At 61.0% G+C, this 23593-nt stretch carries 24 protein-coding genes; 11 read left to right on the forward strand and 13 right to left on the reverse strand.

From position 1 onward, the window contains the following. The first annotated feature begins 115 nt into the window (after positions 1–115). From ACVWVP_RS25375 to ACVWVP_RS25385, 3 genes are all read left to right on the forward strand, one after another. Entirely contained in the window at positions 116–1540 is a 1425-nt protein-coding gene (locus tag ACVWVP_RS25375) for a gamma-aminobutyraldehyde dehydrogenase (protein WP_178925762.1), read from the forward strand. 175 nt (positions 1541–1715) lie between these two features. Further along, complete coding sequence (locus ACVWVP_RS25380) at positions 1716–3578, forward strand: flavin monoamine oxidase family protein (protein ID WP_259171825.1); 1863 nt, start codon at positions 1716–1718, stop codon at positions 3576–3578. Between the two features lie 346 nt (positions 3579–3924). Further along, on the forward strand, positions 3925–5550 hold the full coding sequence (locus tag ACVWVP_RS25385) for a glucan biosynthesis protein D (protein ID WP_457408686.1): 1626 nt from the start codon (positions 3925–3927) through the stop codon (positions 5548–5550). Between the two features lie 134 nt (positions 5551–5684). Here ACVWVP_RS25385 and ACVWVP_RS25390 read toward each other — a convergent pair whose 3' ends face one another. From ACVWVP_RS25390 to ACVWVP_RS25405, 4 genes are all read right to left on the reverse strand, one after another. Beyond that, a complete protein-coding gene (locus ACVWVP_RS25390) occupies positions 5685–5870 on the reverse strand; it encodes a hypothetical protein (RefSeq protein WP_178921242.1) in 186 nt (61 codons plus the stop codon). Between the two features lie 195 nt (positions 5871–6065). Continuing rightward, positions 6066–6611: a GNAT family N-acetyltransferase gene (locus ACVWVP_RS25395; RefSeq protein ID WP_457408688.1), complete on the reverse strand. Its 546-nt coding sequence runs from the start codon at positions 6609–6611 to the stop codon at positions 6066–6068. A gap of 102 nt (positions 6612–6713) precedes the next feature. Continuing rightward, a complete protein-coding gene (locus ACVWVP_RS25400) occupies positions 6714–7820 on the reverse strand; it encodes an NADH:flavin oxidoreductase/NADH oxidase (RefSeq protein WP_457408690.1) in 1107 nt (368 codons plus the stop codon). A gap of 123 nt (positions 7821–7943) precedes the next feature. After that, the gene (locus ACVWVP_RS25405) at positions 7944–9845 is read right to left on the reverse strand and encodes a potassium transporter Kup (protein WP_178925772.1); all 1902 of its coding nucleotides are present in this window, start codon (positions 9843–9845) and stop codon (positions 7944–7946) included. A gap of 289 nt (positions 9846–10134) precedes the next feature. Between ACVWVP_RS25405 and rimO the strand changes: the two genes are divergently transcribed. The 5 genes from rimO to tsaA all read left to right on the forward strand — a co-directional run bounded on the left by rimO (position 10135) and on the right by tsaA (position 14181). Then, a complete protein-coding gene (gene rimO / locus ACVWVP_RS25410; protein ID WP_017254931.1) occupies positions 10135–11475 on the forward strand; it encodes a 30S ribosomal protein S12 methylthiotransferase RimO in 1341 nt (446 codons plus the stop codon). A 110-nt stretch (positions 11476–11585) separates the two neighbouring features. Further along, positions 11586–12080 (forward strand): GNAT family N-acetyltransferase, encoded by a 495-nt coding sequence (locus ACVWVP_RS25415; protein ID WP_178925773.1) that lies wholly within the window; start codon positions 11586–11588, stop codon positions 12078–12080. Positions 12081–12239: 159 nt separating this feature from the next. After that, positions 12240–12950 (forward strand): rRNA pseudouridine synthase, encoded by a 711-nt coding sequence (locus ACVWVP_RS25420; protein WP_457408692.1) that lies wholly within the window; start codon positions 12240–12242, stop codon positions 12948–12950. Positions 12951–13020: 70 nt separating this feature from the next. Further along, positions 13021–13482, forward strand: coding sequence for a YehS family protein (locus ACVWVP_RS25425; protein ID WP_071487504.1), 462 nt, complete (start codon positions 13021–13023; stop codon positions 13480–13482). 3 nt (positions 13483–13485) lie between these two features. After that, a complete protein-coding gene (gene tsaA / locus ACVWVP_RS25430; protein ID WP_457408695.1) occupies positions 13486–14181 on the forward strand; it encodes a tRNA (N6-threonylcarbamoyladenosine(37)-N6)-methyltransferase TrmO in 696 nt (231 codons plus the stop codon). A gap of 168 nt (positions 14182–14349) precedes the next feature. Here tsaA and fpr read toward each other — a convergent pair whose 3' ends face one another. Next, positions 14350–15129 (reverse strand): ferredoxin-NADP reductase, encoded by a 780-nt coding sequence (fpr, locus tag ACVWVP_RS25435; RefSeq protein WP_003189055.1) that lies wholly within the window; start codon positions 15127–15129, stop codon positions 14350–14352. 124 nt (positions 15130–15253) lie between these two features. Between fpr and ACVWVP_RS25440 the strand changes: the two genes are divergently transcribed. Further along, on the forward strand, positions 15254–16180 hold the full coding sequence (locus ACVWVP_RS25440) for a LysR family transcriptional regulator (protein ID WP_169368331.1): 927 nt from the start codon (positions 15254–15256) through the stop codon (positions 16178–16180). A 3-nt stretch (positions 16181–16183) separates the two neighbouring features. Here the strand turns inward: ACVWVP_RS25440 and ACVWVP_RS25445 are convergent, their stop codons facing one another. The 3 genes from ACVWVP_RS25445 to ACVWVP_RS25455 all read right to left on the reverse strand — a co-directional run bounded on the left by ACVWVP_RS25445 (position 16184) and on the right by ACVWVP_RS25455 (position 18244). Beyond that, entirely contained in the window at positions 16184–16546 is a 363-nt protein-coding gene (locus tag ACVWVP_RS25445; RefSeq protein WP_017137081.1) for a diacylglycerol kinase, read from the reverse strand. Between the two features lie 75 nt (positions 16547–16621). Continuing rightward, entirely contained in the window at positions 16622–17272 is a 651-nt protein-coding gene (erdR, locus tag ACVWVP_RS25450) for a response regulator transcription factor ErdR (RefSeq protein ID WP_176994813.1), read from the reverse strand. Between the two features lie 252 nt (positions 17273–17524). Next, entirely contained in the window at positions 17525–18244 is a 720-nt protein-coding gene (locus ACVWVP_RS25455) for a tRNA-uridine aminocarboxypropyltransferase (protein WP_457408697.1), read from the reverse strand. A gap of 179 nt (positions 18245–18423) precedes the next feature. On the opposite strand from ACVWVP_RS25455, the gene ACVWVP_RS25460 reads away from it, so the two are divergent. Then, positions 18424–18864 carry a PA3611 family quorum-sensing-regulated virulence factor gene (locus ACVWVP_RS25460; RefSeq protein ID WP_178925777.1) on the forward strand — a complete coding sequence of 147 codons (441 nt, stop codon included), beginning with the start codon at positions 18424–18426 and terminating at the stop codon, positions 18862–18864. A 291-nt stretch (positions 18865–19155) separates the two neighbouring features. Continuing rightward, positions 19156–20268 carry an LOG family protein gene (locus ACVWVP_RS25465; RefSeq protein WP_259171831.1) on the forward strand — a complete coding sequence of 371 codons (1113 nt, stop codon included), beginning with the start codon at positions 19156–19158 and terminating at the stop codon, positions 20266–20268. A 63-nt stretch (positions 20269–20331) separates the two neighbouring features. Here ACVWVP_RS25465 and recX read toward each other — a convergent pair whose 3' ends face one another. The 5 genes from recX to ACVWVP_RS25490 all read right to left on the reverse strand — a co-directional run bounded on the left by recX (position 20332) and on the right by ACVWVP_RS25490 (position 23578). Continuing rightward, the gene (recX, locus tag ACVWVP_RS25470) at positions 20332–20799 is read right to left on the reverse strand and encodes a recombination regulator RecX (RefSeq protein ID WP_178925779.1); all 468 of its coding nucleotides are present in this window, start codon (positions 20797–20799) and stop codon (positions 20332–20334) included. Between the two features lie 8 nt (positions 20800–20807). Next, on the reverse strand, positions 20808–21866 hold the full coding sequence (gene recA, locus ACVWVP_RS25475) for a recombinase RecA (RefSeq protein ID WP_016970800.1): 1059 nt from the start codon (positions 21864–21866) through the stop codon (positions 20808–20810). 84 nt (positions 21867–21950) lie between these two features. Beyond that, positions 21951–22451, reverse strand: a complete 501-nt coding sequence (locus tag ACVWVP_RS25480; RefSeq protein ID WP_457408698.1) for a CinA family protein — start codon at positions 22449–22451, stop codon at positions 21951–21953. An 81-nt stretch (positions 22452–22532) separates the two neighbouring features. Next, positions 22533–23033 (reverse strand): lysis protein, encoded by a 501-nt coding sequence (locus ACVWVP_RS25485; protein ID WP_457408700.1) that lies wholly within the window; start codon positions 23031–23033, stop codon positions 22533–22535. Further along, the gene (locus ACVWVP_RS25490) at positions 23021–23578 is read right to left on the reverse strand and encodes a glycoside hydrolase family 19 protein (RefSeq protein WP_457408701.1); all 558 of its coding nucleotides are present in this window, start codon (positions 23576–23578) and stop codon (positions 23021–23023) included. Before ACVWVP_RS25490 ends, ACVWVP_RS25485 begins: the two co-directional genes overlap by 13 nt. Positions 23579–23593: the final 15 nt, after the last annotated feature.

A 23593-nucleotide genomic window follows, 5' to 3' on the forward strand; every position in this document is an offset into this window, starting at 1 on the left:
TGGCTTGCCTGCGATTGCGGTATCGACTGACCCACCGCTATCGCAGGCAAGCCAGCTCCCACAGTTGACCCGGTTTCCCCAGGAAAAGAACAGTCGCTCAGAGGAGAGCTGAACCATGCAAACCAAATTACTGATCAACGGCCAACTGGTCGCAGGCGAAGGCCCGGCCCAAGCCGTCTTCAACCCGGCACTCGGCCGTGTACTGGTGGAAATCAACGAAGCCAGCGAAGCCCAGGTCGACGCCGCCGTGCGCGCCGCCGATGCAGCGTTTGAAAGCTGGTCGCAAACCGCACCCAAGGACCGTTCGCTGCTGCTGCTGAAACTGGCGGACGTGATCGAAGCCCACGGCGAAGAGCTGGCCAAGCTGGAATCGGACAACTGCGGCAAGCCCTACAGCGCCGCGCTGAACGATGAGATCCCGGCCATTGCCGACGTGTTCCGCTTCTTCGCCGGCGCCAGCCGTTGCATGAGTGGCTCGGCCGGTGGCGAATACCTGCCGGGGCATACCTCGATGATCCGCCGCGACCCGGTGGGCGTGATCGCCTCCATTGCGCCGTGGAACTACCCACTGATGATGGTCGCCTGGAAAATCGCCCCGGCCCTCGCCGCCGGTAATACCGTGGTGCTCAAGCCGTCGGAGCAAACCCCGCTGACCGCGCTGCGCATGGTCGAGTTGGCCGCTGATATCTTCCCGGCCGGTGTACTCAACCTGGTCTTCGGCCGTGGGCCAACCGTGGGCAGCCCGCTGGTGAACCACCCGAAAGTGCGCATGGTGTCGCTGACCGGCTCCATCGCCACCGGTGCGAACATCATCTCCAGCACCGCTGACAGCGTGAAGCGCATGCACATGGAACTGGGCGGCAAGGCGCCGGTGATCATCTTCAACGACGCGGACATCGACGCCGCCGTGGAAGGTATTCGCACCTTCGGTTTCTACAACGCGGGGCAGGATTGCACCGCAGCGTGCCGCATCTATGCCCAGGCGGATATCTATGATGCGTTCGTCGAGAAGCTCGGCGCGGCGGTCGCCAGCATCCAGTACGGCTTGCAGGATGACCCGGCCACCGAACTGGGCCCGCTGATCACCGCGCAACACCGCGACCGCGTGGCCGGCTTTGTCGAGCGCGCCGTGGCGCAGCCGCACATTCGCCTGGTCACCGGGGGCAAGGCGGTGGAAGGCAATGGCTTCTTCTTTGAACCCACGGTGTTGGCCGATGCGCAGCAGGACGACGAAATCGTGCGTCGCGAAGTGTTCGGGCCAGTGGTGTCGGTGACCAAGTTCAATGACGAAGCACAGGTGCTCGGCTGGGCCAACGATTCGGACTACGGCCTGGCGTCATCCGTCTGGACCGCCGATGTCGGCCGCGCCCACCGCTTGGCCGCACGCCTGCAATACGGCTGCACCTGGGTGAATACCCACTTCATGCTCGTCAGCGAAATGCCTCACGGCGGTCAGAAACTGTCGGGCTATGGCAAAGACATGTCCATGTACGGGCTGGAGGACTACACCACCGTTCGCCATGTGATGTTCAAGCACTGACCCCGCCACTCCCTTTACGGGCGGGCTTGTGTGGGAGCGGGCTTGCTCGCGAATGCGGTGGGTCAGTCGATAATGACGGTGACTGACAGACCGCTTTCGCGAGCAAGCCCGTTCCCACAAAAAGCCCGGTTCCCACAAGTCTCTTCTCATAACAATAAAATTCAGGTTCTTCCCCATGGATATCACCCGCCGCGACTTCCTCAACGGCGTCGCCATTACCGTTGCCGCTGGCATGACCCCGCTGCAGCTCTTGCAAGCCGCGCCCGATGGACGCTACTACCCTCCCGCCCTCACCGGCCTGCGCGGCAGCCATGTCGGCTCATTCGAAGTGGCGCACCAGATGGGCTGGGAAAAGAAGGTGTTCGATACCGAGAAACTGCCGATCACCGAGGACTATGACCTGGTGGTGGTCGGCGGCGGCTTGAGCGGTTTGTCGGCGGCGTGGTTCTACCGCGAGAAGCACCCCAAGGCGAAGGTCCTGATCCTGGAAAACCACGACGACTTCGGCGGCCACGCCAAGCGTAATGAATTCCAGGCCGGTGGCCGCACGATCATCGGCTACGGCGGCAGCGAGGCGTTCCAGTCGCCTAACCATCTGTACAGCAAGCAGGTGAATGGCCTGCTGAAAAAACTCGGGGTGAACATCAAGCGCTTCGAAACCGCCTTCGACCGCCCGTTCTACCCGGGCCTGGGGCTGTCGCGCGGGGTGTTCTTCGACAAGGAAAACTTCGGCGAAGACAAACTGGTGACCGGCGACCCCACGCCGATGGTGGCCGACGATATCGCGCCGGACCAACTCAACGCGCGCGCCATCGGCGACTTCATCAATGACTTCCCGTTGCCGCAGGCTGATCGCCAAGCCTTGATCGAACTGCACACGGCGCCCAAGGATTACCTGCCGGGCAAGACTGCCGAAGAAAAGGCCCGCTACCTCGCCGCCACCAGCTACCGGGATTTCCTGCTGAAAAACGTGGGTTTGTCGGAGGGCGCGGTGAAGTACTTCCAGAGCCGTACCAACGACTTCATGGCCCTGAGCATTGATGCCGTGGCGTCGGCTGACGCTTATAACGTGGGCTTCCCAGGCTTTGCCGGGATGAACCTGGCGCCGATCAGCGAAGAAGCCGCTGCGGAAATGGAAGAGCCCTACATCTACCACTTCCCGGATGGCAATGCGTCGGTGGCGCGGCTGCTGGTGCGAGACTTGATCCCGGGCGTGGCGCCGGGGCACACCATGGACGATATCGTGCTGGCGGCCTTTGACTACGCCAAGCTGGACCAGCCCAAGGCCGCCGTGCGGCTACGTTTGAACAGCACCGCCGTCAGCGTGCGCAACGTCGGCGACGGCGTGCATATCGGCTACAGCCGTGGCGGACAACTCGCACAGGTGCGCGGCAAACGCTGCATCCTGGCCTGCTACAACATGATGATCCCCTACCTGCTCAAGGATTTGCCGGCGCCCCAGGCCCACGCCCTGAGCCAGAACGTGAAATACCCGCTGGTGTACACCAAGGTGGTGATCCGCAATTGGCAGTCATTCCAGACACTGGGGGTGCATGAGATTTACGCGGCGACCCAGCCCTACAGCCGGATCAAGCTGGATTACCCGGTGAGCATGGGCGGCTACGACCACCCGCGCGACCCGACGCAGCCGATCGGCTTGCACATGGTTTACGTGCCCACCAGCCCCAACAGCGGCATGAACGCCCGCGACCAGGCCCGCGCCGGGCGGGGCAAGTTGTATGGGCAGACGTTCGAGCAACTGGAGGCACAGCTGCGAGACCAGTTGCAGCGCATGCTGGGCCCGGGCGGGTTCAACCATGAGCGGGATATTCTGGCGATCACTGTCAACCGCTGGTCACACGGTTATGCGAGCTTCTCCAACAGTTTGTATGACGATGCGGATCAGACTGAAGCGTGGATGAAACTGGCGAAAAAACCGCTGGGGCATGTAAGCATCGCCAACTCGGATGCAGCGTGGAGTGCGTATGCCCATGCGGCGATTGATGAGGCTTACCGGGCTGTGGGTGAGGTCAGCTGAGGACGTGTAGTGAGCGGGCTTGCCCCGCGCTGGGCGGCGAAGCGGCCCCAAATCCAGGCGCCGCGAAATACCTGAAGGCATGCGGTGATCTGGTTAGGGCTGCTCCGCAGCCCAGCGCGGGGCAAGCCCACTCACTACAGGGCTGCCTGACAATTGGAAATGTCTTGTCGCACTTGCAGCGCCATCACCCCGCTATCAATCATTTTTCCTACGTCATCGAACCGCTTAAGCTATCCGGCGTCTGTTTATTGTTCGTTGCGTTTGGTCGAAGGCATGTCCGAACCGTAATTTCTGATCCAGTACGTGCCAGGAACGGCGCAGGATTTGCTCACGACAGGTTGTCTCTATGCACCGCAGGAATTTGCTCAAAGCGTCCATGGCCATTGCGGCTTACACCGGTTTATCGGCCAGCGGCCTGCTCGCTGCGCAAGCCTGGGCCGGCAACCGTGCCGCCGACGGCAAGGCCATCGCTTTCGATTTTGAATCGCTCAAGGCCCAGGCCAAGCAACTGGCCGGCACGCCTTACAAAGACACCAAACAGGTGCTGCCGCCGACCCTGGCGACCATGACCCCGCAGAACTTCAACGCCATCGGCTACGACGGCAAGCACTCGCTGTGGAAGGAATTGAACGGCCAACTGGACGTGCAGTTTTTCCACGTCGGCATGGGCTTCAAGACGCCGGTGCGCATGCACAGCGTCGACCCCAAGACCCGCGAAGCCCGCGAGGTGCATTTCCGCCCGTCGCTGTTCAACTATGAAAAAACCACCGTCGACACCAAACAACTGACGGGCGACCTGGGTTTTTCCGGCTTCAAGCTGTTCAAGGCGCCTGAGCTGGACCGTCATGACGTGCTGTCGTTTCTGGGCGCCAGCTACTTCCGCGCCGTGGATTCCACCGGCCAATACGGCCTTTCTGCCCGTGGCCTGGCCATCGACACCTACGCGAAAAAACGCGAGGAATTCCCCGACTTCACGCAATTCTGGTTCGAAACCCCGGACAAGGACGCAACCCGTTTTGTGGTCTACGCCTTGCTCGACTCGCCAAGCGCCACCGGTGCCTACCGCTTCGACATCGACTGCCAGGCCAGCCAGGTGGTGATGGCCATCGACGCGCACATCAACGCGCGTACCGCCATCGAACAACTGGGCATCGCGCCGATGACCAGTATGTTCAGCTGTGGCACCCACGAGCGCCGCATGTGCGACACCATCCACCCGCAGATCCACGACTCCGACCGTCTGGCCATGTGGCGCGGCAACGGCGAGTGGATCTGCCGCCCGTTGAACAACCCGGCCAAATTGCAGTTCAACGCCTTTGCCGACAAAGACCCGAAAGGCTTCGGCCTGGTGCAGACCGACCATGAGTTCGCCAGCTACCAGGACACCGTGGACTGGTACAGCAAGCGTCCAAGCCTGTGGGTAGAACCGACGACGGCGTGGGGTGAAGGCTCGATTGACCTGCTGGAAATCCCGACGACTGGCGAAACCCTGGATAACATCGTGGCCTTCTGGACCCCGAAAACGCCAGTGGCTGCCGGTGATTCGCTGAACTACGGCTACAAACTGTACTGGAGCGCCCTGCCGCCGGTCAGCACGCCGCTGGCACAGGTCGATGCGACCCGTTCCGGCATGGGTGGTTTTACCGAAGGTTGGGCACCGGGCGAGCACTACCCTGAGGTGTGGGCACGTCGTTTTGCCGTGGACTTCAAGGGTGGCGGCCTCGACCGCCTGCCGGCCGGCACCGGGATCAAGCCGGTGGTGACCTGCTCCCATGGCCAGGTAAAGGATTTCAGCGTGCTGGTGCTCGACAACATCAAGGGCTACCGCATCCTGTTCGACTGGTACCCGACCAGCGACAGCGTGGAGCCGGTGGAACTTCGGCTGTTCATCCGTACCCAGGACCGCACCTTGAGCGAGACCTGGTTGTATCAGTACTTCCCGCCGGCGCCAGAGGCGCGTAAGTACACCTGATTCAAGGGGATCGGACTCTTGTGGCGAGGGAGCTTGCTCCCGCTGGGCTGCGCAGCGGCCCCAAAATCTTGGGAGCGCTTCGCACTCCAGCGCAAGCAAGCTTGCTCGCCACAACAGCCAGTTCCTACAGGTGTTTAGAACCGCGAAACACTCTTCATCGCCCCAATCAGGTAGCGCATCGCCACCTGATCGTTCTCGGTGAGCGCCCGGTACTGCGCCAGCAATTCCACTTCATCGGAACTCAACCTTCGACCCCGCAAGGTCAACCTGCGGCCCAGAAAAGCCGCCACCGCACCCGCAATACCATAGGACTTGGTCATGGACCGTTTCTCCTGAGATCAATCAAACACTCCTGTCGCCCATTACCCGCCTCCCGCAAAGCGCAATGCCTGCGCGAACCATCAGACTGACTCCCTGGGCCAGAAATCAGACTTACCCTAAGCGTAGAAACTATCTCGCCACACGTGGGATTTTTTTAGAGTATTAACTTAAAAAATTACTGCGGTAACAAAGACCTACAACCCTTTCTCACGAAATGGCCGGTAGAGGTGAATGTCGTGGGGTTCCTGTGCGTAGAGTTCAGGGTCTGGGGATTGCAGCATCAAGCAACCTTGGCCCAGGTAAAAGTCCACGGTATTGCGCGACTCCGTGGCCGAGACATACAACCCGTCCACTCCTGCCAACACCCCGTGCTCACAGGCCAGGGCGAACAAGCGCCCGCCCAGCCCCCGCCCACGCGCGCCATGGCTGACGTGCAGGAACTTCAATTGCCGCAGCAGCAAGTGCTGGTTGTGGAGGGGGCGGTTGTCCACCACTGCCGCGGCCACCAGGCTGGGCCCGTCAAATATCCCCCAAAGCCAGCCGCCCCGTTCGAGGCAGGCAAGCAGCGCAATGGCGTCCTGTTCAGACTCGCCTTCGGGCCAGCCACGCATGTCGTGGTAATCGGGGTACAGCACCAGTTTGCCATCCTCGACGCGGTAGCATTCGTGAACCCGCTCCGTGCGGTCGATGGTGGCCAGCAACGCAATATCGTCTTTGTTTAATGCACGTTCGATCAACATGAAGGCCTCCTGCTCTTGAGCGCCAAGCATCCGGGTTGCGTTGAACACGGGCAAGAAAAAACCCACCGGGCCAGGGTGGGTTTGCAGGAACTGCCTGAGGGATCAGTCCCTGAGATCAGACTCGTGAATCGGCTGGTCGCGGTGCGTCGCCCGTTGATACTGCGCCGGCCAGATGGCCTTGCGCCCGCCCAGGTCGTCATCGGCATGCAGCGGCCAATACGGGTCGCGCAGCAGTTCACGGGCGAGGAAGATGATGTCGGCTTGACACGTGCGCAGGATGTGCTCGGCCTGGGCCGGTTCGGTGATCATGCCGACAGTGCCCGTGGCAATGCCGGACTCCTTGCGCACACGCTCGGCAAAGCGGGTCTGGTAACCGGGGCCGGTGGGGATCTCGGCGTTGGCAGCGGTGCCACCGGAGGACACGTCGATCAGGTCCACCCCCAAGTCCTTCAGCCGGCGTGCCAGTTCCACCGTTTCATCGGGGTTCCAGCCGTCTTCGACCCAGTCGGTGGCCGACACCCGCACGAACAACGGCAGCTCCTGGGGCCAGACGTCGCGTACGGCCTTCGTCACTTCCAGCACCAGGCGAATACGGTTTTCAAAAGAACCGCCGTACTGGTCCTGACGCTGATTGCTGATGGGCGAGAGGAATTGATGCAGCAGGTAACCGTGGGCGGCATGGATCTCCACCACCTCGAAACCCGCCGTGAGTGCGCGTTTGGCGGCGGCGACAAAGTCGGCGATCACCTGCTGGATCTGCGCTTCATCGAGCGGCTTGGGTTGCGTGTGGTTGGGGTCAAAGGCAATCGGTGACGGCCCCACCGGCACCCAACCGCCATCTTCGGGCTTGACGCTGCCATGCTTGCCGATCCAGGGCCGGTGGGTGCTGGCCTTGCGCCCGGCGTGGGCCAGTTGAATCCCCGCCACCGCGCCTTGGGCGGCAATAAAGCGTGTGATGCGTTGCAACGGCTCGATCTGTGCGTCGTTCCACAGGCCCAGGTCCTGGGCGGTGATGCGGCCATCAGCGGTCACGGCGGTGGCTTCAGTGAAAATCAGCCCGGCGCCCCCCACGGCGCGACTGCCCAGGTGCACCAGGTGCCAGTCATTGGCCAGGCCATCCTCGGCCGAGTATTGGCACATCGGCGACACAGCAATGCGGTTGAGCAGGGTCAATTGACGGAGGGTATAGGGTTCGAGCAGCTGACTCATGGCGCACCTCTTCTGGGTTCTATGGGCACTCAACGGTGCTTAGAGCCTAGTCGACAACGCGCGATTGCACAGGGTTCAGAATGGAACACGGGAGCCGATTGCCGGCTCCCGTTTTGCAACCGCCTACATTTCGACCTGGGTGCCCAGCTCGATCACGCGGTTAACCGGCAACTTGAAGAAGCGCAGGTTGCCGTTGGCGTTTTTCAACATGAACGCGAACAGCGCTTCGCGCCAGCGCGCCATGCCCTTGATGCGCGAGGCAATGACGGTCTCGCGGCTGAGGAAGTAGGTGGTGCGCATCGGACTGAAGTCCAAGTCATCCAGATGACACAGCTTCAAGGCCTCGGGCACGTCCGGCTCGTCGGCAAAACCGAAGTGCAGGATCACCCGGAAGAAGCCTTCGCCGTAGGCGTCCACTTCGAAACGACGCGAGGCGGGCACCCGTGGGATGTCTTCGTAGACCACCGTCAGCATCACCACCTGCTCATGCAACACCTGGTTATGCAGCAGGTTGTGCAACAGCGCGTGGGGCACCGCGTCAGGCCGCGCGGTGAGGAACACGGCAGTGCCCTGCACGCGGTGCGGCGGCTGCACGCGGATACTGCCGATAAAGATCGGCAGCGGCAGGCCGCCTTCGTCGAGGCGGTCCACCAGCAACTGCTTGCCGCGCTTCCAGGTGGTCATCAGCACGAACAACACGATCCCCGCCAATACCGGGAAGGCACCACCCTGGATGATTTTCGGCACGTTGGCGGCAAAATACAGGCCGTCGACCAACAGGCAGCAGACCAGTACCGGCACCGCCAGGATCGGCGGCCATTTCCACAGCAGCAACATCACCGCCGACACCAGGATGGTGGTCATCAGCATGGTGCCGGTCACGGCCACGCCGTAGGCCGAGGCCAGGGCGTTGGAGGACTCGAAACCCAGCACCAGCAGGATCACGCCGACCATCAGCGACCAATTCACCGCCCCGATATAGATCTGGCCCTGCTCGGCGCTGGAGGTGTGCTGGATGTGCATGCGCGGGATGTAGCCCAACTGGATCGCCTGGCGCGTCAACGAGAACGCGCCGGAAATCACCGCCTGGGACGCAATCACGGTCGCCAGGGTGGACAGCACCACCAGCGGGATCAACGCCCAACTCGGCGCCAGCAGGTAGAACGGGTTGCGCGCCGCTTCCGGATCGCCCAGCAGCATGGCGCCCTGGCCGAAATAGTTCAGCACCAGCGCCGGCAACACCAGCATGAACCAGGCGCGGGCGATGGGCTTGCGGCCGAAGTGGCCCATGTCGGCGTACAGTGCCTCGGCCCCGGTCAATGCCAGGACCACGGCGCCGAGAATGGCCACGCCAATCCCCGGGTGGGCCTGGAAGAACCGCACGCCCCAGAGCGGGTTCAACGCGCTGAGCACTTCAGGGTGCAGCGTGATGCCATACACCCCCAGGCCGCCCAGCACCAGGAACCAGGTGACCATCACCGGCCCGAACAGCTTGCCGATGCGGTCGGTGCCGTGTTTCTGGATCAGAAACAGCGCCACCAGCACGATCAACGCGATGGGCACGACCCATTTTTCCAGGCCGTCGAACGCCAACTCCAAGCCTTCGATGGCCGACAACACGGAAATGGCCGGGGTGATCATGCTGTCGCCGTAGAACAGCGCCGCACCGCACAACCCACACACCACCAGAAAACTGCGCAGTTTCTTGCGCTCCCCTGCCGCCCGACGCGCCAGTGCCGTGAGGGCCATGATGCCGCCCTCGCCCTGGTTGTCGGCGCGCAGCACGAACAGCATGTACTTGATCGACACGACCCAGATCAGCGACCAGAAGATCAGCGCCAGGATCCCCAGCACCCCATCATGGTTGACCTGAACCCCGTAACCGCCAGTGAACACTTCTTTTAGGGTATAGAGCGGGCTGGTACCGATATCGCCGTAAACCACCCCGACCGCCGCCACCAGCATGCCAATCGGCTTTGCGTTGGAATGCTCGGCACCTGCTGCCTGACTACTTGCCTGACCCATCAACCACTCCTGCCCTTTGACCTGAGGTCTTTTATAAACAGCGCGTCTAAGCTGACCCTAGCATGCGCTGTTTTACTTCTCGTAACAGACGTTTTATTGACCTCGGGGTTCTACCCGTGTGCAACGGCGCGAAGCATAGCGCAGCACTCGTCGTATTTCCCTGCATAAAGCTGGTCAAGTGCGTTGCCCGTCGCTAGAATTGCGCACTTTTTGATCAGAGGCGCACCAAGCGCCCGTCTACCGCCTTGTCGTGCCCGACTGGCGGCGTCATTCAATACCGAGGTTAGACATGTCCACCACTCCCGCGACGGCCAATCCCAAGGTCGGCTTTGTATCCCTGGGCTGCCCCAAGGCCCTGGTCGATTCCGAACGCATCCTTACGCAATTGCGCATGGAAGGCTATGACGTCGTGTCCACCTACCAGGACGCGGACGTGGTGGTGGTCAACACCTGCGGCTTCATCGACTCGGCCAAGGCTGAGTCCCTGGAAGTGATCGGCGAAGCGATCAAGGAAAACGGCAAGGTCATCGTGACCGGCTGCATGGGTGTGGAAGAAGGCAATATCCGCAACGTACACCCGAGCGTGCTGGCCGTGACCGGCCCGCAACAGTACGAGCAGGTGGTCAACGCCGTGCACGAAGTGGTGCCGCCGCGCCAGGACCACAACCCGCTGATCGACCTGGTACCGCCGCAAGGCATCAAGCTGACCCCGCGTCACTACGCGTACCTGAAGATTTCCGAAGGCTGCAACCACAGCTGCAGCTTCTGCATCATCCCGTCGATGCGCGGCAAGCTGGTCAGCCGCCCGGTGGGTGACGTGCTCGACGAGGCCCAGCGCCTGGTCAAATCCGGCGTGAAAGAGCTGCTGGTGATCTCCCAGGACACCAGCGCCTACGGCGTCGATGTGAAATACCGCACCGGTTTCTGGAACGGCGCGCCGGTGAAAACCCGCATGACCGAGCTGTGCGAAGCCTTGAGCAGCCTGGGCGTGTGGGTACGCCTGCACTACGTCTACCCGTACCCGCACGTGGATGAGCTGATCCCACTGATGGCCGCCGGCAAGATCCTGCCGTACCTGGACATCCCGTTCCAGCACGCCAGCCCGAAAGTGCTCAAGGCCATGAAACGCCCGGCCTTCGAAGATAAGACCCTGGCGCGCATCAAGAACTGGCGCGAGATCTGCCCGGAGCTGATCATCCGCTCCACCTTCATCGTCGGCTTCCCTGGCGAAACAGAAGAAGACTTCCAGTACCTGCTGGACTGGCTGACCGAAGCCCAACTGGACCGCGTCGGCTGCTTCCAATACTCGCCGGTAGAGGGCGCACCCGCCAACCTGCTGGACCTGGCCGTGGTGCCGGACGACGTCAAGCAAGACCGTTGGGAGCGTTTCATGGCGCACCAGCAGGCCATCAGCTCGGCGCGCCTGCAACTGCGCATCGGCAAGGAAATCGAAGTGCTGATCGACGAAGTCGACGAGCAAGGCGCCGTTGGCCGTTGCTTCTTCGACGCGCCGGAAATCGACGGTAACGTGTTCATCGACGATGCCAGCGGTTTGAAGCCAGGTGACAAGGTGTGGTGCACCGTGACCGACGCCGACGAGTACGACTTGTGGGCTGAAAAGCGCGACTGAATCGCGCCTGCGTAATAATTTGAAAAAGCCCCGCCTCTGGACAAGATGCGGGGCTTTTTTCGGTCTATCGTTTGCCCATCGGCGCCATTCATCGGCAAGGGGCAGCGGGCATGCGTCAGCATTCGGTTATCCACACACCTAAAACCAGCGACTACCCCGAGTTGGCGCGCCTTTGGGAGGCCTCGGTGCGGGCGACCCATGACTTTCTGCCGGACAGTTACATCCTGTTGTTGAAAAACCTGGTGCTGACCCGCTACCTGGACGCCGTGATGCTGATCTGCACCAAGGACGCGCGCCAGAACATAACCGGGTTTGCCGGGGTGGCGGCGGGCAAGGTCGAGATGCTGTTTATTGACCCACAGCACCGGGGGGAAGGTTTGGGCCGGCAATTGTTGAGGTATGCGATTGAGCATTTGAACGCCGATGAGCTGGATGTGAACGAGCAGAATCCACAAGCGTTGGGGTTTTACTTCAAGCAGGGTTTCGAGGTGATCGGACGTACGGAGCATGATGGCTTGGGGCAGCCGTATCCGTTGCTGCACATGCGTTTGCGCACGCCTGTAGGCGCTGGCTTGCCTGCGATGCAGGCACCTCGGTCTGCCTGATGTACCGAGTGGAGGCAATCGCAGGCAAGCCAGCTCCCACACAAGCCAGCTCCCAGCAAAGCCAGAGCCCCCACAAAAAACACCAGCACTGAAATGGAGCCGGGATTAACCGGCGCCAGGCAGGTACAATAGCCGCCCCCTTTTGTTACGGCCCTTGTCATGACTGACCCCATACGCCTCTCCAAACGCCTTATCGAACTGGTCGGTTGCTCCCGTCGGGAGGCTGAGCTGTTCATCGAAGGCGGCTGGGTCTCGGTGGACGGTGAAGTGATCGACGAGCCGCAGTTCAAGGTCACCACCCAGAAGGTCGAGCTGGACCCTGAGGCCAAGGCCACCGCGCCCGAGCCGGTGACTATCCTGCTGCACGCGCCGGCTGGCGTAGACGCCGAAACGGCCATGGCTTCGATCAGCGCCGACACCCTCTCGGAAGAACACCGCTTCGGCAAGCGTCCGCTCAAGGGCCACTTCCTGCGCCTGAGCGCCAGCGCCGACCTGCAGGCCAAGGCCAGCGGCCTGCTGGTGTTCACCCAGGACTGGAAGATTCTGCGCAAGTTGACCACCGATGCCGCCAAGATCGAGCAGGAATACGTGGTCGAGGTCGAAGGCGACATGGTTGCCCACGGCCTCAATCGCCTGAACCACGGCCTGACCTACAAAGGCAAAGAGCTGCCGCCCGTCAAAGCCAGCTGGCAGAACGAAAACCGCCTGCGCTTTGCGATGAAAAACCCGCAGCCCGGCGTGATCGCCCTGTTCTGCGAAGCGGTTGGCCTCAAGGTCATCGCCATCCGCCGTATCCGTATTGGCGGCGTGTCCATCGGCAAGGTGCCGGTCGGCCAATGGCGTTACCTGTCCGGCAAAGAGAAGTTCTAAGCCGTCACCCTTTTTCTCGACACTGCCGGATTTGGGCGGTGTCCTCAGTTGAATACCAGGATTGCCCACCATGATTCACAACGACGTACTACGCAGCGTGCGCTACATGCTCGACATCAGCGACAACAAGATGGTCGAGATCATCAAGCTCGGCGGCATGGACGTGACCAAGGACGACCTGCTGACCTACCTCAAGAAAGACGAGGAAGAAGGCTTCGTGTTCTGCCCGGATGAAGTCATGGCGCACTTCCTCGACGGCCTGGTGATCTTCAAGCGCGGCAAGGACGAAAGCCGCCCGCCGCAGCCGATCGAGACGCCGGTGACCAACAACATCATCCTCAAGAAACTGCGCGTGGCCTTCGAACTGAAGGAAGACGACATGCACGCCATCCTCAAGGCCGCCGAGTTCCCGGTGTCCAAGCCCGAGCTGAGCGCACTGTTCCGCAAGTTCGGCCACACCAACTACCGCCCGTGCGGCGACCAGTTGCTGCGCAATTTCCTCAAGGGTCTGACCTTGCGGGTTCGCACCTGAGCCATGAGCTACAACGTCTCCCCCGTCGGCTTTGTGCGCTCCTGCTTCAAGGAGAAGTTCGCCATCCCGCGCCAACCGCAACTGGCGCCCGCCGCCCGTGGCGTACTCGAGTTGGTGGCGCCGTTCGACGGCGGCGAGGCAGTGCAGGGCCTGGAGCAGGTCAGCCATGTGTGGCTGTTGTTCCTGTTCCACCAGACCCTGGAAGACAAGCCCCGCCTGAAAGTGCGCCCGCCCCGTCTGGGCGGCAATGCATCCATGGGCGTGTTCGCCACCCGCGCCACCCACCGACCCAACGGCATCGGCCAGTCGGTGGTGAAGCTGGACAAGGTGGAACCCGGCAAGCTGTGGATTTCCGGGATTGACCTGCTCGATGGCACGCCGGTGCTGGATATCAAGCCGTACGTGCCGTATGCCGACATGGTCGACATCGCCACCAACGGCATCGCCAGTGCCGCGCCGCAGCTGATTCCGGTGCAGTGGCTGAAGACCGCCCTGCAACAGGCACAAAGCCACGCCGAGCGCCTTGGCGAACCCTTGGTGGCGTTGATTGATCAATGCCTGGCACAGGACCCACGGCCGGCGTATCAGACGCCGGGGCCGGAGCGGGAATACGGTGCGCAGTTCTGGGATGTGGATGTGCGTTGGCACTATCCCGAAACGGGGGTGATTTGTGTGTTGGAAGTGCTTCCCGCCCAGTAAACCGCAGAAACGAAAAAGCCCGCGTTGCCTTCACAGGCAACGCGGGCTTTTTTTACTGTAGGAGCCGGCTTGCCGGCGATGGTCGTCAACGATGAAGCGTTTATTCTGGATAATCGCGACGTCTTGGAGGGCATCGCCGGCAAGCCGGCTCCTACAGTTGGTCGGTAATTACTTTTCGACGAATGCGCGCTCGATCAGGTAGTCACCTGGCTCACGCATGCGCGGCGAAACCTTCAGGCCGAAGCTGTTCAGCACTTCGCTGGTTTCGTCCAGCATGCTCGGGCTGCCGCACAGCATGGCGCGGTCGTCTTCAGGGTTGATCGGCGGCAGGCCGATGTCGCTGAACAGCTTGCCGCTGCGCATCAGGTCGGTCAGGCGGCCTTCGTTTTCGAACGGCTCGCGGGTCACGGTAGGGTAGTAGATCAACTTGTCACGCAGGGCCTCGCCGAAGAATTCATTCTGCGGCAGGTGCTCGGTGATGAACTCGCGGTAGGCAACTTCGTTGACGTAACGCACGCCGTGGCACAGGATCACTTTTTCAAAGCGCTCGTAGGTTTCCGGGTCCTGGATCACGCTCATGAACGGCGCCAGGCCAGTACCGGTGCTGAGCAGGTACAGGTGTTTGCCCGGCTTCAAATCGTCAAGCACCAGGGTGCCTGTCGGTTTTTTGCTGATGATGATCTCGTCGCCTTCCTTCAAGTGCTGCAATTGGGAAGTCAGCGGGCCATCCGGGACCTTGATGCTGAAGAACTCCAGATGCTCTTCCCAGTTCGGGCTGGCAATGGAGTAAGCACGCATGAGCGGGCGGCCGTTGGGCTGTTGCAGGCCGATCATCACGAACTGACCGTTCTCGAAGCGCAGGCCCGGATCGCGGGTGCACTTGAAGCTGAACAGAGTGTCGTTCCAGTGATGAACACTGAGGACACGCTCGTGGTTCATGTTGCTCATGTACGGGGGACTCCTGGAAATGGGTCTGCGCCAAAGATGGGATGCGCAATTGCACAGCATTCTAATGGCGGCGACAATATCTGTTAACTGGATTATTAAGATAAGGGTTATCGGTTATATCGATATGCGATTTACTCTCCGTCAACTGCAAGTTTTCGTCGCCGTCGCCCAGCAGGAAAGCGTCTCCCGCGCTGCTGGCCTTCTGGCCTTATCTCAATCCGCCGCCAGCACGTCGATCACCGAACTGGAGCGTCAATCCAGCTGCCAATTATTCGACCGCGCGGGCAAGCGCCTGAGCCTCAACGCCCTCGGCCATCAACTGCTACCCCAGGCGGTGGCGCTGCTGGACCAGGCCAAGGAGATCGAGGACCTGCTCAACGGCAAGTCAGGCTTCGGTTCCCTGGCGGTGGGCGCCACGCTGACCATCGGCAATTACCTGGCGACCCTGCTGATCGGCAGTTTCATGCAGCAGCACCCCGAGAGCCAGGTGAAGCTGCATGTGCAGAACACTGCGCATATCGTGCACCAGGTGGCGCACTACGAAATTGACCTGGGTCTAATCGAAGGTGACTGCAGCCACCCGGATATCGAGGTGCAAACCTGGGTGGAGGACGAGCTGGTAGTGTTCTGCGCACCGCAGCATCACCTGGCCAAGCGTGGCGTGGCGACCATGGAGGAGTTGACCCATGAAGCCTGGATCCTGCGAGAACAGGGCTCGGGCACGCGCCTGACGTTTGACCAAGCCATGCGTCATCACCGCAGCGCGCTGAATATCCGCCTGGAGCTGGAACACACCGAGGCGATCAAACGGGCAGTGGAATCAGGCTTGGGCATTGGCTGCATCTCCCGGCTGGCGCTGCGCGATGCATTCCGCCGTGGCAGCCTGGTGCCAGTGGAAACCCCGGACCTGGACCTGGCCCGGCAGTTCTACTTCATCTGGCATAAACAGAAGTACCAGACCTCGGCGATGCGCGAGTTCCTGGAACTGTGCCGCGCCTTTACCGCCGGGGTTCAGCGCAGCGACGAGATCGTGCTGCCGAGCATTGCCTGAGGCTTAGATCAGGATAACGGCCCACACCAGGGTGATCATGGTCAGGGCCACGAATTGTGCGGCGCTGCCCATGTCCTTGGCGTTCTTGGACAAAGGGTGACGGTCCAGGGAGATGCGGTCGATCGCCGCTTCCACCGCCGAGTTGAGCAGCTCGACGATCAGGGCCAGCAGGCACACCGCAATCAACAAGGCGCGCTCGACGCGACTGACGTGCAGGAAAAAGCTCAGCGGGATCAGGATGACGTTCAGCAACACCAACTGACGAAATGCCGCCTCGCCGGTGAAAGCCGCACGCAGGCCGTCCAGGGAGTAGCCCCCTGCGTTGAAGATACGTTTGATACCGGTTTGACCCTTGAAAGGCGACATAGATGTAGGCAACTGAACCAAAGGAGTGGGGAAACTAGTTCACATAAAGTCAAAAAAGCGTGAACCGGTGACATCTTAATGCTGCGAAATTGACTCAAGTTGTTGCAAGAGCAGCGCCGCCTGGGTGCGCGTGCGTACGCCGAGCTTGCGGAAGATCGCGGTCACGTGGGCCTTGATGGTCGCTTCCGACACGTTCAGCTCATAGGCAATCTGCTTGTTCAGCAGGCCTTCGCACACCATGGTCAATACACGAAACTGCTGCGGCGTAAGGCTGGCAAGCCCGTCCCGCGCAGCCTTGGCTTCATCGGACACATTGATTTCTTCAAACGCCTGGGGCGGCCAGGACACGTCGCCATCGAGCACCGTGCGCACGGCGTTCTGGATATCTTCCATGGCGCTGGACTTTGGAATGAAACCACTGGCACCAAACTCCTTGGAGCGCACCACCACGTCGGCCTCTTCCTGGGCCGAGACCATCACCACGGGAATCTGCGGGTACTGCCCCCGCAACAGCACCAGCCCGGAAAAACCGTAGGCCCCGGGCATGTTCAGGTCGAGCAGCACCAGGTCCCAGTCGGATTTTTCGGTGAGGCGGGCTTCCAGCTCGGCAATACTGGCCACTTCGACCAGGCGCACGTCCGGGCCGAGCCCCAAGGTCACTGCCTGATGCAGTGCACTGCGAAACAGCGGGTGGTCATCGGCTATCAGGATGTCGTATGTGGCCATTGATTAAATGATCCTGTTTTTTATGGGAGCCCTGATGGGTTCAGGGTTCGCCAGTACACAAGGCGATGGCCAGGCAGCCATCGCCACAGGGCATACTCAGCGTCAAAAACACCTGCAACGACGCTGAAAATTCACGGTTAAGCCCCAATCGGCGCCCAGCATGCCCAGCGTAGCCTGGGGGGTCAAGCACTACGCCCGTGGGCATTTTAGCGGGTTGCCGGTTTGCAGTGCCATCATGCAAACGTCGTCTGGTTATACCGCGTGGATATAGGGTGCAAGACGAGTATGGACGATGTCCGCAGGATCCAGCGGCAGTTGGAACTTGGCGGCCAGGTAGTGGGTGCTGAACACATCGAGGTAGGCATCCAGCACTTCACTGGCGGTTTGATCATCGGCCAGTTCCAGGCACAGCGCCGCCACTTCGGCGGTACAGAAATGATCATCTCGCTTTGATCGACGCAGCTTGTAGCGAGACAGCTGTTCCGACGCCAGGCTCAGGACCGGCAGGTGCTCCAGGTACGGGCTCTTGCGAAACATCTTGCGCGCTTCGCTCCAGGTGCCGTCCAGCAGGATGAACAGCGGGCGTTTGCCCGCCTCCACCTTGACCTCGCTGACCACCCGTTCGGGCGTAACAAATTCGCCGGGGAACACGATGTAAGGTTGCCACTGTGGATCTGCGAGCAAGGTCAGCAGCTCAGGGTCGACTTCGGTGCGGGACCAGGCGAACGCGGTGGTGTCGTCGATCACATCGGCGATCAGCCAGCCGGTGTTGCTCGGTTTCATCGGTTCCACGTCGTGCATCAGCAGGCACATGGCGGACCGGGCCTGAACCTTGGGGCGCCAGGCACACAGGCAATACTCGGGGATCACCCGACAGCCGGGGCAGCGTTCGGCGCGGGAACCACGATTGAGGAACGGCCGAACGGCACGGGCCAGGCGCTGGGTGCGCAGGCGGGAGACGGCGTGGCTCATCGGATGCGCCGTTGGGACGGGTAAATCGACACGGTGAAAACTCGTGGAGGGCTCAAGTGGCCGCAGTTTACCAGCGATACGCCTGGCTGTAGTGGCAAGCGGTCACCTATAATTGCGCGCCACTGAACGCACAGCGCAGTGGCTGGTCTATGCACCAGTAACCGAATCAGGAGAGTTTCATGCTGCGTTCCATGCTGCGCCTTGTCGTTCCATCCGTCGCCCTGGCGCTGGTCGTGCCCATGGGCGCCCAGGCGGCCTCGTTGCTGGAGGCCCAAATGAACCGCAAGCTGCAAAGCGTCGCGGCTGAAAGCAACAAGGACCTGCCCCGGGAAATCGATGAAAAGACCCTGGAAGTGGCCTACACCGTCGAAGGCATGCAACTGATCGATCACCTCAGTGTGCAGCCTGATCGGGCCGAGCAGATGCGCGCCAACCCCAAGGCTGTGTATTTCCAGCTGGGCCAGAGCGTGTGCCTGAACAAGGGCTACCGCGAGTTGATGGCCAAGGGCGCAGTGATGCGCTACGACATCACCGAGAACAAGACCAACCGCCCCGTGGCGTCGGTCAAGTTCATCGAGGCTGACTGCCCGGCACCGGCTGCGGCGAAGAAGAAAAAGTAACCACGTGAGCTGCGCGCACTGCCGTCCGGTGGTGCGCACTCCCCCCGCTTCAAGTCCTCTCCAGCAGCTAGACTCCCTATCAGGCGGCCAATAAGTGGTTGCCAGCCAAGGGTTTTCCGGCCCATGATCAAGTCATCCCAACCGTTCATCCACAGCGCTTTTCATGCTGTTCTGTAACATTTTCAGGGCAAAAGAAGGTTGCCCCCTGCGGCAAGCAATGACACATGCAGTGTCGTCGCCTCCGGCGAATGGCTCGTCGGCCACCCGGGCCCTGCAAGAAGGAGAAGTTGAATGCCTTATGAACCGAATGACCGCCTGCTCCGGCAACTTGAAGAAAACGGGGCCGACCTCACGCAACAGGTCGAAGCACAACTCCAACTGATCGCTCCCAACAGCCAGAATACCCCCCTGTACCGCGACATGATTCTCACCGTGCTACGCATGGCCAAGGATGACCGCAGCCGCTGGAACGCCAAGATCACCTTGCAAGCCATCCGCGAGCTGGATAACGCCTTCCGCGTCCTGGAACAATTCAAGGACCGCCGCAAGGTCACGGTGTTCGGCTCGGCACGCACGCCCGTTGAAAGCCCGTTGTATGCCTTGGCCCGGGAAGTCGGCGCCCTGCTGGCGCAATCGGACCTGATGGTGATCACAGGCGGCGGCGGCGGCATCATGGCCGCCGCGCATGAAGGTGCGGGCCTGGAACACAGCCTGGGGTTCAACATCACCCTGCCGTTCGAGCAACACGCCAACCCAACCATCGATGGCACCGACAACCTGTTGTCGTTCCACTTCTTCTTCACGCGCAAACTGTTTTTCGTCAAGGAAGCCGACGCGCTGGTGCTGTGCCCAGGTGGTTTTGGCACCCTGGACGAAGCGCTGGAGGTTTTGACGCTGATCCAGACCGGCAAGAGCCCGCTGGTGCCGGTGGTTTTGCTGGACGCACCGGGTGGGGGTTTCTGGCAAGGCGCTCTGGACTTTATCCGTGGCCAATTGGAAGCCAATCGCTACATATTGCCTACCGACCTCAAGCTGGTGCGGTTGGTTTACAGCGCACAAGAAGCCGTGGAAGAGATCAACCGGTTTTATGCCAACTTCCACTCCACTCGTTGGTTGAAACGTGAGTTTGTGGTGCGCATGAATCACCCGCTCAGTGATCGGGCGTTGGCTCATCTGCAAAGCGAGTTTGCCAGCTTGCGGTTGAGTGGGGAGTTCCAGCAGCTTGCGTACACGGGCGAGGAGCATGATGAAGCGCGGTTCAGCCATTTGACTCGGTTGGTGTTCAACTTCAATGGGCGGGACCAGGGGCGGCTGCGGGAGTTGGTGGATTACATCAATTTGCCGGAGAACTGGGCACAGGCTCAGGGGAAGGCGCAGCAGCGGGTGGCGCCGGAGCCGGCGTGACTTTTTGATAGACGAAAAAAAAGGCCCACTATTTTCATAGTGGGCCTTTGTTTTTTGGTTCGCTCAGTCGTCCAGATCTCGGCCACTCAACAGGCGGCTGATCATTTCCATCGAGAAGCCGCGATAGCTCAGGAAACGCCCCTGTTTGGCGCGTTCCTTGGCATCGATCGGCAGATGGCCGGAAAACTTGCGACGCCAGGTGTCTTCCAACTGCGCCTGCCAGCTGATACCGCACTCACGCAGGGCAAGGTCGATATCGGCACGCTGCAGGCCACGTTGGCTCAGTTCTTCACGAATTCGCGCAGGGCCGTAGCCAGAGCGCGCTCGGTAGGAAACGAAACTTTCGAGATAACGGGCTTCCGACAGCAGCCCCTCCTCCGTCAAACGGTCGAGGGCACTTTCGATCATCTCAGGCTCTGCGCCGCGCTGACGCAACTTACGCGTCAGCTCGACTCGACCATGCTCGCGGCGAGCGAGCAGGTCCATTGCAGTGCGCCGAACGGCGACGAGTGTATCCAGTACAACAGTCATCGTTTGCTTCAGATGTCAGTGTCGACTTCTTCCATCTCGTCAACCGGCTCACGGTTGGCGGCCGCTTTCACGTCTGGTGCTGCGGTCAGCAGCTTGTCGCGGATCTGCTTCTCAAGCGTGGCTGCGATGTCCGGGTTGTCCGCCAGGAACTTGGCCGAGTTGGCCTTGCCCTGACCGATCTTGCTGCCGTTGTAGGCATACCAGGCACCGGACTTCTCGACGAAACCGTGCAGCACGCCCAGGTCGATCATTTCGCCGTTCAGGTAGATACCCTTGCCGTAGAGAATCTGGAACTCGGCTTGACGGAAAGGCGGTGCCACTTTGTTCTTCACGACTTTAACGCGGGTTTCGCTACCGACAACCTCGTCACCTTCCTTCACCGCGCCAGTACGGCGGATATCCAGACGGACCGAAGCGTAGAACTTCAACGCGTTACCACCGGTGGTGGTTTCCGGGCTGCCGAACATTACGCCGATCTTCATACGGATCTGGTTGATGAAGATCACCAGGCAGTTGGCGTTCTTGATGTTACCGGTGATTTTACGCAGCGCCTGGGACATCAGACGGGCTTGCAGGCCCACGTGCATGTCACCCATTTCGCCTTCGATTTCAGCCTTGGGTACCAGGGCCGCCACGGAGTCGACCACGATCACGTCGATGGCGTTGGAGCGCACCAGCATGTCGGTGATTTCCAGGGCTTGCTCGCCGGTGTCCGGCTGGGAAACCAGCAGGTCGTCAACGTTGACGCCCAGCTTGCCGGCGTACTCTGGGTCCAGGGCGTGCTCGGCGTCGACGAACGCACAGGTGGCGCCCATTTTCTGCGCCTGGGCAATCACCGACAGGGTCAGGGTCGTTTTACCGGAAGATTCAGGACCGTAGATTTCAACGATACGGCCTTTTGGCAGGCCGCCAATGCCGAGCGCGATGTCCAGACCCAGAGAGCCAGTGGAAATGGCCGGGATCGCCTGGCGGTCGTGATCGCCCATACGCATTACGGCACCCTTGCCGAATTGACGTTCGATCTGACCCAGGGCCGCAGCCAAGGCTTTCTTCTTGTTGTCGTCCATTAAAGTCCTCACGTAATCAATAAGGCCTGGTCGGCCAACACCTGTATAAGTAGACAGTATTGTTCCACAAAGATCCGGGATCGCCTACCCCTGATTTTCGATTTCTGCTGCAGCTCGTCGCAACAAGCCCTCTAGGGCGGCCTTTACCGTTTGTCGGCGGACCTCGTCGCGGTTGCCGGTGAAGTGCTCAAGCTCAGCCGTCACCTCATCACCCACGCCAAAAGCCAGCCATACGGTGCCCACTGGCTTGTCCGGCGAACCGCCGTCCGGCCCCGCCACACCACTGACTGCCACGGCAAAACGCGCCAGGCTTTTTTCCTGGGCGCCACGGACCATCGCTTCCACCACTTCCTGGCTGACGGCGCCCACTTTTGGAAACAACGCTTCCGGCACATTCAACTGCCGGGTCTTCTGACGATTGGAATAAGTGACATAGCCCGCCTCGAACCACGCCGAACTCCCTGGAATCCGCGTGATGGCTTCGGCAATACCGCCACCGGTACAGGACTCGGCAGTGGTGACATGGGCATTGAGCACCTGCAAGCGGCGACCCAGTTCAGCGGCCAATTGAGTGATTTCCTTCACGGTCGTCTCCAGGAATGGGCGGGGGTTCGCCTACCCTACAGGAGCCCATTGGCCATGCAAGTTACAGAGTGCATCAAGACGCTAATGCGCGACGGCCTGCACATATGCCTGACACGCACGCAGGGCGATCAGCGCACTGTCGCCGTCGTCGGTGATGGCGATAATTCGTTGAGCATGCGCCGGGTCAAGTTGGGCTCGCGGGGCTGCATGAACCACGCCGCCGGTGGGGGTGGCGGCTGGCACTGCGCAACCACGGGAGGTATCGGCGGTGTCGAGAAGGACTGACAACCGCACATCAGCAGTGGCCAGGCGGTCACGCAGAGCCGCCTGATGACGTTGGGCATTGTTCAGTTCCTGGGCATGTTGTTGGTCGCTGGCACTGAGCTGTTGCTCCAGCGCCAGCCGTTGTTCCTGCTGTACCTGTTGCTGATGCAGGGCAGACGCAGATTGCTGATTAAGCGCCTGCACCTGCGCAGCCGCTTGCTGTTCAAGCTGCAAGCCATAACGCCAGGCCTGGACTTGCCACACAACGGCCATTAGCAGGCAAACGCCGACCACGCGACAACCGACTAGGAAACGCATAGCACCGCCTTCGCCCGCGTCCACCGTTGCAGGCGATCCTCCAAGCCATTGAGCCCGCCATTGATCCGCCGCGTGATCGTGGTGAACTGGTCCTTGTCGGCCAGTTCATTCAGGCCATTGCTTTGCCAGAACCAGGCCGCAGACTCAGCAGCCCATTGCGGTTGCTCCAGCAGCTCGGGCTGAAGCAGCAGGCGATCATCACCGAACAGAGCCTGGCTGCACGCCAGGTAGTTACGACGGCCGGTAATCTGTATCAGCCCCCTGCCCCGGTACTTCTGGCCATCGCCATCCGCTTGCGGGGTATTGCCCAGGCGTATGGCCAAGGTGCCGGTGTCGTACTTGCTCAGGTATTGATCACTGCCCAGCTCGCGCACATAGCGCAACTCGCCGGATTCGTGGCCGATTTGGGCGAGGAAGGCAGCGATGCGTTTTGCGCGGTTGATGTCATACCGATTCATAGCGTCATTTAAAGCCGTTAAAAAAATGCCCGCTCGCGGGCGGGCCCCAGGCATCACTTGAAGCAGTTGAGGAAGCGAAATCACCATAGGTCTACCTTTGAA

It is taken from the genome of Pseudomonas sp. TE24901, from assembly GCF_054058375.1.